15 protein-coding genes are annotated in these 12,214 nt (G+C 39.7%); 6 read left to right on the top strand and 9 right to left on the bottom strand.

What is annotated here, in order from left to right; all coding sequences use genetic code 11:
* Positions 1-184: 184 nt before the first annotated feature.
* The gene (locus tag PHI47_RS11760; protein ID WP_299937591.1) at positions 185-1,114 is read right to left on the bottom strand and encodes a WYL domain-containing protein; all 930 of its coding nucleotides are present in this window, start codon (positions 1,112-1,114) and stop codon (positions 185-187) included.
* An 84-nt stretch (positions 1,115-1,198) separates the two neighbouring features.
* Between PHI47_RS11760 and PHI47_RS11755 the strand changes: the two genes are divergently transcribed.
* The 5 genes from PHI47_RS11755 to PHI47_RS11735 all read left to right on the top strand — a co-directional run bounded on the left by PHI47_RS11755 (position 1,199) and on the right by PHI47_RS11735 (position 3,768).
* A complete protein-coding gene (locus PHI47_RS11755) occupies positions 1,199-1,321 on the top strand; it encodes a hypothetical protein (RefSeq protein ID WP_299937588.1) in 123 nt (40 codons plus the stop codon).
* A 13-nt stretch (positions 1,322-1,334) separates the two neighbouring features.
* Positions 1,335-1,568: a hypothetical protein gene (locus PHI47_RS11750; RefSeq protein ID WP_299937586.1), complete on the top strand. Its 234-nt coding sequence runs from the start codon at positions 1,335-1,337 to the stop codon at positions 1,566-1,568.
* Between the two features lie 78 nt (positions 1,569-1,646).
* Entirely contained in the window at positions 1,647-3,047 is a 1,401-nt protein-coding gene (locus PHI47_RS11745; protein ID WP_299937584.1) for a DUF2130 domain-containing protein, read from the top strand.
* A gap of 82 nt (positions 3,048-3,129) precedes the next feature.
* Positions 3,130-3,312, top strand: a complete 183-nt coding sequence (locus PHI47_RS11740; protein WP_299937582.1) for a hypothetical protein — start codon at positions 3,130-3,132, stop codon at positions 3,310-3,312.
* A gap of 48 nt (positions 3,313-3,360) precedes the next feature.
* Positions 3,361-3,768, top strand: coding sequence for a DUF3293 domain-containing protein (locus tag PHI47_RS11735; RefSeq protein ID WP_299937580.1), 408 nt, complete (start codon positions 3,361-3,363; stop codon positions 3,766-3,768).
* Positions 3,769-3,785: 17 nt separating this feature from the next.
* On the opposite strand, the gene PHI47_RS11730 is transcribed toward PHI47_RS11735, so the two are convergent.
* The 5 genes from PHI47_RS11730 to PHI47_RS11710 form a co-directional block, all read right to left on the bottom strand.
* Complete coding sequence (locus PHI47_RS11730; RefSeq protein ID WP_299937578.1) at positions 3,786-4,016, bottom strand: hypothetical protein; 231 nt, start codon at positions 4,014-4,016, stop codon at positions 3,786-3,788.
* A 14-nt stretch (positions 4,017-4,030) separates the two neighbouring features.
* The gene (locus PHI47_RS11725; RefSeq protein ID WP_299937576.1) at positions 4,031-4,252 is read right to left on the bottom strand and encodes a hypothetical protein; all 222 of its coding nucleotides are present in this window, start codon (positions 4,250-4,252) and stop codon (positions 4,031-4,033) included.
* Positions 4,253-4,341: 89 nt separating this feature from the next.
* Complete coding sequence (locus PHI47_RS11720; RefSeq protein ID WP_299937574.1) at positions 4,342-5,091, bottom strand: hypothetical protein; 750 nt, start codon at positions 5,089-5,091, stop codon at positions 4,342-4,344.
* A 3-nt stretch (positions 5,092-5,094) separates the two neighbouring features.
* On the bottom strand, positions 5,095-5,307 hold the full coding sequence (locus PHI47_RS11715; RefSeq protein WP_299937572.1) for a hypothetical protein: 213 nt from the start codon (positions 5,305-5,307) through the stop codon (positions 5,095-5,097).
* Positions 5,308-5,408: 101 nt separating this feature from the next.
* Complete coding sequence (locus PHI47_RS11710) at positions 5,409-5,792, bottom strand: hypothetical protein (RefSeq protein ID WP_299937569.1); 384 nt, start codon at positions 5,790-5,792, stop codon at positions 5,409-5,411.
* Between the two features lie 20 nt (positions 5,793-5,812).
* Here PHI47_RS11710 and PHI47_RS11705 point away from each other — a divergent pair, with 20 nt between their 5' ends.
* Positions 5,813-7,078, top strand: a complete 1,266-nt coding sequence (locus PHI47_RS11705; RefSeq protein WP_299937567.1) for a DNA polymerase IV — start codon at positions 5,813-5,815, stop codon at positions 7,076-7,078.
* A gap of 21 nt (positions 7,079-7,099) precedes the next feature.
* Here PHI47_RS11705 and PHI47_RS11700 read toward each other — a convergent pair whose 3' ends face one another.
* The 3 genes from PHI47_RS11700 to PHI47_RS11690 all read right to left on the bottom strand — a co-directional run bounded on the left by PHI47_RS11700 (position 7,100) and on the right by PHI47_RS11690 (position 11,327).
* On the bottom strand, positions 7,100-8,062 hold the full coding sequence (locus PHI47_RS11700; RefSeq protein ID WP_299937565.1) for a ParB/RepB/Spo0J family partition protein: 963 nt from the start codon (positions 8,060-8,062) through the stop codon (positions 7,100-7,102).
* 1 nt (position 8,063) lies between these two features.
* The gene (locus tag PHI47_RS11695; RefSeq protein WP_299937563.1) at positions 8,064-8,942 is read right to left on the bottom strand and encodes a ParA family protein; all 879 of its coding nucleotides are present in this window, start codon (positions 8,940-8,942) and stop codon (positions 8,064-8,066) included.
* 150 nt (positions 8,943-9,092) lie between these two features.
* Positions 9,093-11,327 carry a replication initiation protein gene (locus PHI47_RS11690; protein ID WP_299937560.1) on the bottom strand — a complete coding sequence of 745 codons (2,235 nt, stop codon included), beginning with the start codon at positions 11,325-11,327 and terminating at the stop codon, positions 9,093-9,095.
* Positions 11,328-12,214 lie beyond the last annotated feature (887 nt).

Genomic DNA, 12,214 nt, shown 5'->3' with positions numbered 1-12,214 from the left:
ATAAGCAGAATTTACTATTTGAAGTTTTTCAGTTAGAAGGCATTTTTACCTTGCGCAACCTACATTGCCAAGCGACGGAACCGATTCCTTGACCCAAATTCTAATGAGTATTTTTTTAAGAAATACTTAAAAGCATTTTTTGCAGATTTCTGATTACCACATGACTCAAGCCCATTCTCCAATACTACCCGATCAACTCTTCAATCTGACGATTCAAAAAGCTATCGGCAATGCTTTTGGCTTTAAGAGCTAGTGGCTTGGGAAAGGTGATGATGAGATCAGGCATCCATTTCTTTACTTCTTGCATGATCTCACGCTCAGAGGTGGCAAGCACTTCGATCTCCATACTTCCATCTTCGTATGTTTTGAGGATTCGCTGGGTACTGGCGAGTGGTCTGCGGTGGAAGTATTTGGCGATCTCTGGGGATGCTTTGAGGGTCACTTCAAACGGTTCTTTGTCCGGTTCAAACCATGCGTTGATGGCACGTTCTAATATCCGATAGGTTGTATCGCTAGGGATGAAGGATTCTGGAGTGATTTCAAGATGATCTATTCCTTTGAAGTAATAAGTCTTGAGTTTGCTCTCCATGAACTCTTCTCCATAGAGATACCAGTACCCTTCAAAGGAGACGATCTTATAGGGATGGACATGACGGAGTTTATTGTTGTAATGAAACCGTACCATCTTGTTCTCCATAATCGCTTGTTCGATGATATGAAAGTGTCCAAGTTTATCTGAGATATCTTCGATGATGGTTTTAGAGTAAATAGGGTTTTTGGTGTTGTTTTGAAGTTTGGAGAAGAGCGATTTGGCTTTGACACCAAATTCACTTCCTATCCCCTCAGCGATATTGCCCAGCATCTCCAATACCAGTGCCTCTTCGGGAGTTCGCTCTTTGGTGAGGGAATGCCCTAACTGCATTTTCCACTTACTCCCCTGCTTCTCTATCGGAAAACGGATCAGTCGTTGATTAAAATCACGCTGGATGGTTTTTGTCGAGACATTGAACTCTGCGGCTAAATCCTGAACCGATAACACTTCTCCCTCATATAATCGCTGTAGGATGATAGTTAAACGGGTAAGGATTTTATCGTAGTCATGAATTTGTCCCATATCGATCCTTTAAACAGACACTATGTTGTCCAATGAGTAGTGCATCATACCAAAATCTAAATTAACCCCGTAAAGGATAAGTCTATGGAATCGTTAATCATTACTTCACTGGCTTTGGTATGGGTAACTCTAAAAGTCAAAGAGATGCACACGCAAATGGGTGTTTATCACGCCCTTAAAACCCTTACCTTTAAATTTATCGCGTAAGTAGGAGAAGATCATGATGCAAACCAATCTCTCCTCAACTGCGGCGCGAGCCGAATCTCAGCGTTCCCGTCCGACCCATCAAGCCTATGGGCTCTCAAAAATGACCTCCTCACTCTACTCCCATCAAGGCGAGCAGGTCTATCTGCTCGATACCTATACGAGAATGGGAAAACGGATCGCTCTGGTCATGGATCGTGATGATGAGAGCATGTATGAGGTGTTTTATGATCAGTTGATGGCGTCGTAAAATTTTAGCTATACTCATCGCACGAAAAACAGTGAGCGTCACAAACCTATTAGATAATTATGTACACGAGGGTCATACATGAATGAAATCATCTGTCCGCATTGCCATAAGGCATTTAAAATCGATGAAGCTGGCTATGCCGATATTCTCAAACAAGTCCGTGACAGCGCATTTGAAAAACAGCTCTCTGAGAGACTTGAACTCGCAGAAAAGGATAAACAATACGCGCTCCAGCTTGCACAAGAAAAACTGAACAGTGAATTGCAAAAAGCCTCTTCTGCAAAAGAATCAGAAATCCAAGAACTCAAATCCCTGATCAGCAAAAATGAGATGATGCAGCAGCTTGCCGTCTCCGAAGCGCTCAAAGCCATAGAGAAAGAGCGTGATGAGCTTTCCCATTCCCTACAACGGTTACAGCAGGAGAACGAGACCGCCGTAAAACTCGCCGATGCAAAATACATGCAAGAGCTTCAAGAGGTAAACGCTCAAAAAGAAAAAGAGATTCAAGAACTCAAAGCCAAACTTGATTCGAATGAATTGAGCAAAAAGCTTGAGATCAACCAAGCGCTCAGCAGTGTTGAAAGAGAGCGAGATGAACTCACCAACAGCCTTAAGCAGATTGAACTTGAAAAACAGCTCTCCGAAAAGTCGTTAAAAGACAAATATGAGACGCAGATCAAAGATCGTGACGATGCGATTGAGCGTCTCAAAGACATGAAAGCCCGCCTTTCAACGAAGATGATAGGCGAGAGCCTTGAACAGCATTGTGAGATAGAGTTCAACCGTATACGCCCTACTGCGTTTCCTAGAGCTTATTTTGAGAAGGACAATGATGCCAGAAGCGGCAGCAAGGGGGATTATATCTTCCGGGATGCTGATGAATCAGGGACAGAAATCGTCTCCATCATGTTCGAGATGAAAAATGAGAGCGATACATCAGGAACCAAGAAGAAAAATGAGGATTTTTTCAAGGAACTTGATCGAGACCGCAGTGAGAAAAACTGCGAATATGCGATCCTCGTTTCACTCCTTGAACCGGAGAATGAACTCTACAATACGGGTATCGTGGATGTCTCCTATCGTTATCCGAAAATGTATGTGGTTCGACCGCAGTTTTTTATCCCGATCATCACCCTGCTTCGCAATGCTGCCATGAATTCTCTGGCCTATAAGAACGAACTTGCCCTCGTCAAAGCGCAAAACATCGATGTCACCAATTTTGAGAACGATTTGGACGCATTTAAAACGGCGTTTTCGAGAAACTACGAATTGGCATCAAAGAAGTTCGAGACAGCCATCATGGAGATCGACAAATCGATCGATCATCTCCAAAAGACAAAAGATGCCTTGCTTGGAGCCGATAGAAATCTCCGTATTGCCAATGATAAAGCTCAGGATGTGACGGTGAAGAAATTAACACGACACAACCCTACCATGGCAGCAAAGTTTGAAGAGATCAAAGATCAAGGTGTCGAATGAGAACACATCTTTAGCTTTATTGGGTTACGCTTTTTCCCAATAACTGCCGATATAGGTTCTAACTCCAAAAGGAGGATAAATCATGGATCCAATCAATTCACAAAGTGGAATGGGACCGCAGATGTACGCTTTAAAAAAAGCGATCGATTCACAAGATCAAGGAATTATGAAATTGCTTGAGAGTGCCCCTGTTCCTCAAGATTCCAACGCATCACTAGCTGCCGAGCTGACCGGTTTGGGTCAAAATCTCGACATCAAGGCTTGATTTTAGCATTCAGCTAAGCTCAAGCCATCTTGATGCTATACTGATTGCATGAAAGACATTTACGATAACACCCATTTTAGAATTTCTCACAACGGCGAAGTGATCGATTTTACGATTGATACCCTACCCACTTACGCACCTTTCGATGCACCCTTTGCCATTCTCACCGCATGGAATCCGAACAATCAACCACTAAGTCTTGAGGAAAATACAACGCGTAACGAACAGCTCTTTGAGAAGCTTTTAGAATCCGGTTATCCGTTTGATGAAGCGCTTGGGTATTTGGACGATCACAGCGAAGAGAGTTATTGCATTTATGATATCACATTTGAAGAGGCGATTGAATTAGCTAAAGCAGAGGAGCAATACGCGATCTTTTATCGTTCATCTTCGCATGTCGGCTATTATGAGTGTGAAACAGGAGTGGCGATTACCGAAAGAACATTAGAAAAATAGCCTTTTAACACCCCACCCTACTCCAGAATATTTGCCCATACGCTGCGCAGCTTTTGGGTGTAATAGATCAAAGCATCATCACGACATAGCCGTTTGGGTTTCTCTTTAATGTGCAAGGTAGTGCGAAACTCCCCATCGATCATTTTGATGCTGGATATCTCATCCATGACACACTCACCATAGGTGCGCCCTTGGGCCGTTTCGGTTTTAATCCGGGGATGAAGTTGTAATTCTTCTATCTCGTCCATTTTGTGTTCTCACCTCAGTCTCGAATGCTATCTGGGAGATTACGATCACGTTTGAGCGCATCGATGGCAGCATCGACGGCTCGTTTGAGTTTGAGTGCCGCTTCGAGCCCTTGGCGATCTTTGGTGATTTCGAGGGTTCCTTCAATCGTTATGACGTCCAGAGCGTTTTTGATTTGGAGTTCACCGGTAGTGAATCCGTCCGTATCGTTTTCATACGCCATAAAAGGTTGCTGCATTGTATTCCTCTCTTATGGATGTTTAATTAGCGCAATGATAACACACCTCTAAGGCTCAGAAACGATTTATTGCAACACAGAGTTGTTTATTATTCGTTCAGTGCTCTGAGGACGCTAAAAAACACTCTGGGACCATACATACGATTCTCCAATGATCGTAGAGACTCTAAAATCTCGGTTGGTTTGGAGAGAACGATGTAAAAACGAGCCTGAACCGGATTGTGACGGATGATAGTTACCACCGCTCTCCCCTCATACAGCCTCTCGAATTTTACTTTTGCTTCCCTCATCTGAGCCTCATGCGATTGCTGTCGGTGAAAGTGCTGATAGATCTCCAGATGATTTACGCACTCAAGGGTAAAGAATGACTCGATCTCGGTATAAGTGGCATATTTTCCCTGTTTGAGAATGGAAAGTTTAGACATAGATGAAGGTTCAATCCCGTTATCGGGATCGAGGCAAACGACGCTGCACGATTTGGATCGAATAAACTCTATGGCGCGTTCGATCCATTGAATCCGGTGACCCTCCCCCTCCCCTAGAATACTCTCGGTGAAATAATGGCCGTTCTCTAAGACACCCATCTCTTCGAATAAATCGATATGACGAGAGTCTCGTTGATGGATTTGGTGAAAGAGTTCAGACATCTGCGGATCTAGCGAGTGGCAGTGGCGGTAGAGGTTGGTATTGCCCTCTTCTACCCTGTGACTTCCGTCATTATTGTGAGTCTCATCTGGGTAGAGATACCAGATGGTAGCAATGGATTCTGTAGGGAAAAGGTGTTTGAGGAGGAGAAACTTTCCGAAATCTCCCATATCACCGCTATAGCGATTTTGCAAAGGTCAATTCTTTGGGGGTTGGTTTGGGACACAGCAATCGTTTATTCCCAAAATAGACCCCGCGACAATGGCTGGGCTGAGACGGTATTTATGTCCGTATTCGATATCGGAGAGCTTTTCTTCTGCTATGGCTTTGGCATCGCCTTCGCAGTATCCCCCCAGTTCACACAAGGTTTCAATCACTTCGGTACAAAAATCATTTAGCGAGTTCATCATGGATACCCCCTACTCTATGCATCCAAATGCGAGGTTGGTGATGTGGTACTCTTTGGTATGTTTGCTGCGACTACCGAACAGTTTTTTAAATAGACGTTTTATCATGCGTATCTCTCTAGCAAAGGGTGTTCCCTCTCTTCCAAGAGGACATGATCGTAAATAAAGGCAATACTCTCTTCCATCACACTCGATACCCTTTGTACAAAGGGGTTATTGGATGGTGATATCTGCTCTGCAATTATATCGATGACACTTTGCCCCCCTACCCTCTCCTTGGCGTTGTGCAACCTTCCAAAGAGACGCATAAGTTCTCTATGGGCATGGATGGAGGCAATGTCTTCTTCGCTCTTTTGCTTTTTAAAGGCATAGCGGGTGTACTTGAAGTAGTGGAGAAAAAAGAGTGCTGCCAATTCATTTGTTTCAAGGTACTTTTTCATAATCACCAGTCTATGACGTTTTGCAATAAATCGTCCATATTGTGGCAAATTGAAATATCCTTTGCACTATGATAATCCATTTAGATCTTGATACTTTCTTTTGTTCCTGCGAGCGAGTGATGAATCCCTCCTTGATCGGCAAGAAGATTGCCGTGGGAGGACGGGGTGATCCGTTTATCTTTGATCGTAAACCCTCGCATGCCAAAAAGCTCGTTGCACTTAATTCCGGTGCGTTTGTCCCCTCACTCTTTCATAGCGAGCATGATCACTCTAAGTATTTTAAAGATGGGGAAAAGATACGGGGTATCGTCACGACTGCAAGTTATGAGGCACGCCAATTTGGGGTGAAGACGGGAATGACTATCTATGAAGCACTACAGAAGTGTCCCGATATCACCCTGCTCCCACCTAATCATCTGCTCTATCACACGATGAGTCATGAGTTGATGGAGTATCTGCATACCGTAGTACCTGTTATGGAGCAATACAGCATCGATGAGATGTTTGGAGATCTTCGAGGATGGATTGAAGATGATGAGACGGATGCATTCATCAAACAGCTTCAAAGCGATATCACCATGAAATTCAAACTCCCCGTCTCCATAGGAGCAAGTCCAGCTAAATGGATTGCCAAACTTGCTACCGGTACGGCAAAGCCCTATGGAACCAAAGTGGTCTACAAAGAGCAGATCAGAGACTTTGTCAACGACATCCCAATAGATGAGTTCCCCGGAGTAGGAAGAGCGTTTTCCAAAAAGATGCAGAAGTATGGGATCAGAACGATTGGTCAAGCATGTGACTCTCCTCATCTCTTTGCTTCCTGGGGACGACAAGGAAAAGATCTTTATGCCAGACTCACGGGTGAGGATCATGAGAGTGTTCAAGCATCACGGAGTCGTAAAGGGATTGGAATTTCCAGGAGTATGGATCATCCCATCAAAGAGCGTTCTGAGCTCTTCCGACGTATCCATATCATGGTGAGGCACTGGAGTCATACCATCATGAAACTGGGAGTCAATCCGACAACGTTTCATTTCTCACTCGGATATGAGAACTGGGGAAGTTCGAAGAAGCAATACACTATCTACCGACTCTTTAACGAGAAGTTTATTCAAGAGTTTGCCTATGATAAGTTCAAAGAGCTTGATCTCTATCCCCATATTGCGGTTAAGTATATTGGAATGAGTGCGAGCAAATTCATCCACCATGATCCTCAAACACTCGATATGCTCGAATATGAGGATGATACAAAGATGAGAAAGCTTACTGATGCACTGACGAAGATAAGGGATAAGTATGGGATGGATATTGTGAGGGGGGGAGGGGAGTTGTAAATACTTCTAGCCCCTTTTGTCCTATTGATTTTTTAAAATTTCATCAATTTTTTTAAAATAGTCCATCAACTTGTCTTGATCGGCTTTATTGAGCTTGGAGATCTGTTTACCGCTGATTTTGCTGAGTGATTTCCATTTAGCTATCATATCGCCCTCCCCTGTGCTAGGGACTTTCCCTTCTTTATGTTCAGCAATCAGTTTCATCGCTTCACGTTTACTCATATTCTCATCAATAACTCTGCTCATCACAGCTTTAAGTGCTACTTCGTTCTTAGAGAGCTTTTGAAGTACCTGTGCGTTCGAAAAAGATAGTCTGCTAGCGCTGAGAGCTTCTTTGATCAACGGATGCATTGATAGCATTGTAAGCCGATTTAATAACCCGCTGATTTCAATTTTTCCTGTCTTTTTTAGAACTTCATTCATTTGAAGACGCTTTTCTTTCTCTTCGTCATTTAATTGAATCGATCCAGCATCATGATTTTTAAATCGAATAAGAAGTTTCTCGATACCTTCTTGGGTCTCATTAATTGCTACTTTGAGATAATCAATCAATGCGAGAGTTTCATCATAAACACTGATATCTTCTCTTTGCATATTCTCTGTAGCCATAAGCAAGATTGCCATATCATCATCTACATTTTCCAAAATTATCGCTGGAATAGTTTCTTTTCCAAGAATTTTATAGGCTTCAATACGGCGATATCCGATTATCCGTTCAAGCCCTTCCCCTACTCTTCGTAAAACTACTGGATAAATTAACCCAACAGCTTCAATTGATTTTGAAAGTTCGACAATTGCCATTTTGTCATGCCATCTTCGGTCATGAAATTTCGGAGAGGAAATCGATGCAATAGGTACTTCTATTGTATTACTTGTTTTGTTTTCAATACTTTCAGAAATGCTCTGACGTAAAGCCTCTGCTTCCTCAATTCTTTTTGAGGTTGTTTCAGCTGAAATATTTTTACGTGCAGGTAGTTTAGCCATCTTATCTCTCCCCTACTTCAAGTTTATTTGTTATTACTTTAGAGATGTTTTCCAATAAAAGTAAAATATCTCTCTTCCCAGTATCAAATCCTTCAATATAGTCTTGCAGAAAATAGCGGACAGATTGAGCATTTGAAAAGACAGTACGATCCGGAATCTCTTCCAAAAGAGTCGTTGGGATTTTTCCGATCGATGAGTATGTTTTTAACGATGTCATATAGCTACCCATAATCTCAGCTAAAGTCTCTTTGTCATCCCTGCGTTGTTTATTGTACATTGTTGGTAAGATGAAGAGATGTTTGTATGTTTTGTCATAATCTTCAAGTACATCATTGAGAACCTGTAAGAAGCCATTAGCACCTGCAATTGCATTTGTTTTAGTTTGTATTGCAACTATCAGTGCATCCGATGCGAGCAAAACGTTTCTAAATAGCGTTGATACAGACGGCAATGCATCAATGATGACAAAATCATAGTCGTCTTTAATTTTTTGCAGATACTTATTTAAAAGCATATCTTTACCGCCACTCACACTCTCAGCAGCTGCAACAATAGAATTACCAGGGGAGGGTATAAAATGAAGCTCATTAATTGCAACAATCGATTTGCCATTTTCATCTTTTAATATACCTGTAATATCCAAAGGATCTATCGATGCACGTTCAAAAATTTTTACTATGCTTTCAGTCAGCATATAGTCTTTAATGAATTCATTATCAAAATGATTGTTAAGATCCATGAGTTCAGTGAGTGTTGCTTGTCCATCGAAGTCAATTAATAAAACTTTATTGGTTTTAGCTAGTTCTCGTGCCAATGCCTGTGCGGTCGTCGTTTTTCCAACGCCACCTTTTTGATTTACAATTGAAATTACTGAACCCATTTAGTGCCTCTTTAAATTATCCATCCGGATGGATAGATGATTTTTTATCTCTGTAAAAAGTATACCATATAAATTAAGTATAGTGGAAATATTTTTAGATATGAACGCATTTATATTTAGTTTTAAATTATCCATCCGGATGGATAAATACTATCTATCTATACTTTCTAAATAATCAAATATATTATTAAACCCTGCTTTTTGCATTTCTGCCATCAATTCAATATTTGATTCACGTTTAATTCGCTTTTCGGTTTGCCATGGGGCTTCTTTAGATTGTGCTTCATATACACCTGATTCAATCTTTCTTGATACAAATGAATTAACTTCATGAGTAATTGCTTCCTCTGATTCTCCACGGTTTTGCATCATGCTCATTAATACTTTTATTTCTGGATCAGATTTTATTTTTTGTAGTAAACTTACCTGCTCTACATTACATACTTGTTCAATTTGTTCAAAATGCTTAATGAATTTGGTAGGAGTAGTAATATTTTTAAGCCAGAATAGGGCACTTTCATTTCCACTAGTTAAGAATTTAATAACATTTCCAACTGCGGCATTGCCATATTCTTCAATTAAATCATCTACAGCGCTTGACCATTTATCTTTGTTTTTTGCAATTGATCGGTTTCCAATCATATTCATGATGTTTTCAAGCTTCTCAAATAGATTCAATTCTACTGGTTGTAATGTCGAGATATCATCTACATGTATTTCAGTCACCACGTCAGCTTCAATTGCTGGGGATAAATCATCAAAATATTCAATCCCAAATACTTTGCAAAATTTCTCTTTATGCTCTGCACTATCAAATATAAAGCGTTCGGTAGATGTTAGATAAGGTTCAATAGTTGTTTTCATTGAGTCAAAATTATTTTCAGCTATAACAATAGACCTTTTCTCGGTCAATTTAAAGGTAATCGGTAATATTGAAGAAATATGATCTTTTTCTTCTTCATGGGATGTAAAAAATGATAGCGTAGGTCCCAGAAATCCTCTTGGAATCAAATAGCTGCTACGAATATATTCTAGCGACTCAATTGCATTTGATCCAACAAACGATGTCTCATCACGCTCCATGATATTCATATATTTTCGATCATAGAAATATTTTTCCGCAAGTGTTTCGTCTCTTTCTATAAGACCCTCAAGCTCTTCAGCATCTTCAAGGTTTTGAAGGTGCTCTTTTACCATCTCTTCTTTTGTCTTGTTGAGATAATTAAAACTTCCATCATTGATCATCCCTCTGACCTTCTCATATAAAGCTTTTAGCCCCCCTTGAGCTCGTTGTCCGGAGAGAGAGAGTAGGGCACAATAATACTCAAATGAATACAAAATGAAATCATCGATATCTTCATCTCTAATACCTTGTAGGATTTTTTTGTCATGGGTACTGATAACAAATTTAATAGTATCAATGGAACGACCCTTCTTTTTATCGACCTCCCAAGAAATCGATGTTCCAAGCTCACTATTGATTTTATCAAGTGATGGCGTCATTAAACGCTGTAAAAAGAGACGAAAGAGTTTATAGTTGGTATTAAATTTCTTTTGTAGGTATTCAAAAGTTAAATCTCTACCAGAGACAAAGATATTGCCAGAAATATAATCAACGAGTAGTTCATAAAGACGTGTGGCGTTAGGTGTTTCCACTTTAAGATAAGAATCTAGGTGATATTTCAAGAAATTTTTATTTAAAAAGAGAACCATTGAAAGCATTTCTTTTTCAAGTTTAATCTCAATTGCTGCATTATCTCCATGGGAATATTCAGAGTAGGGGAATAAAACACCTGTAACTTCTTTGTCAACTATTTTTCCGGACTTTGTATCAAACTTTTTTTCTGACCAGTTATTAAAACGTTGCTGAATCTTTTTTACATCTTGATAGAGTCGATCTTTATGTCCACCACCGTGAACCTTCGCATAATCAAATATACTTTTTGCATCAAACTTAAACATCAATTCATCATCTGCTACAGATTCTTTGATTGTTATTCTCCATGCTTCTTTTTCTGCTAAACGATCTATATTTTTCTTTTTAAGCTCATAACTTTTTTCAGCTTCATCAGTAAGTCGATCTATCGGTTTAGATTTATCTTTTTTACGCACATCTTTTATATAATTGTCAATATAAATATCTTTATACTCAGTAGAAAGTCCTGCTGTAAGTTGCTTGGAAGATAATTCAATCTGTTTTTGTCGTGCCATATCAAATAACTGATCTTGGACACCTTTAAGGATAGTGGCACTTAATCTTTCAACTGAGCCAGAATTTTTTGCATCGTCACGTAATACAACATCTGCACTAGCAAATTCTGTAGACTTACGGAAATATTCATCTTTCTCATTTTTACGAAATATGATCACTTTCTCATCAGCCATGAAAAACTACCCTCAAAAAGATTTTTTCTTTGTAAAGCAATCTATGTTCCACTAACGAAACAAGTTTTATTTACAAACGTAACAATAGTGCGTTTTATTTGAAACAATATTGCTTTTGACATGATACAACAAAGTAAGATTAGTAACAACTTGTTTTGCACTCGATGGTAATAAAAGCATTTTGGGTTTCTTATTTTTATGTAATGTTAAGATAGTTAATAAATTTGATTGTTAGGTAAAATCCCTCTAACGCCCTACAGAAGGGACTTTATAATCAATATTTCGTAACAATTTTGCCAATTAACCGTAACAACAATGCGTAGTAAGAATAGTAACTCATTGTCTAAATGAACACTAATAGCGTTTAAACGTAACAATGATGTCAATAAAGAACACAAGCATGTCAATTAACAAGCAAACGTAACATTGACGCGATAATTATCCCGCAAACTTGTTACGTTTGCTGCCAAAAGTAACAAATCTGAGGTAGAAAGTTCAATATATTATGCAAATATACTATTGTTTTATATTGTAATTTTCAAAATGATAGCTTTGAGCCTCAAACGTAACAAGTCTGTCAATTAAAATCGCAGAATTGTTACGTTTAGATTGCAAATATGGGTTGAATGTATAGAGTTCTTTGACAAGATTGTTACGTTTAAGATTTGTAGGGTTGTAAAGTAGATTATTATTAGAGCAGAGGAGGGGACTTCTCCCCTAGAGTTTAGCGATATACTCAGAAAGCGTTTTCATATCAGTGTCATTAAGAGTTGCAGTCTGACCTTTCATGATCGCACCCATACCTTTGGTATTGCGGGTTCCCGCTTTATAGGCTTTAAGAGCATCGAGGGTTTTAGCTAAACTCCATCCTGCAATCACTTCAGATT

The sequence above is a fragment of the Sulfuricurvum sp. genome (genome assembly GCF_028713855.1).
In the GTDB taxonomy this organism is placed as follows: domain Bacteria; phylum Campylobacterota; class Campylobacteria; order Campylobacterales; family Sulfurimonadaceae; genus Sulfuricurvum.
Note: the sequence above shows the minus strand (reverse complement) of the source record. Positions and strands in the feature narration are given on the sequence as shown.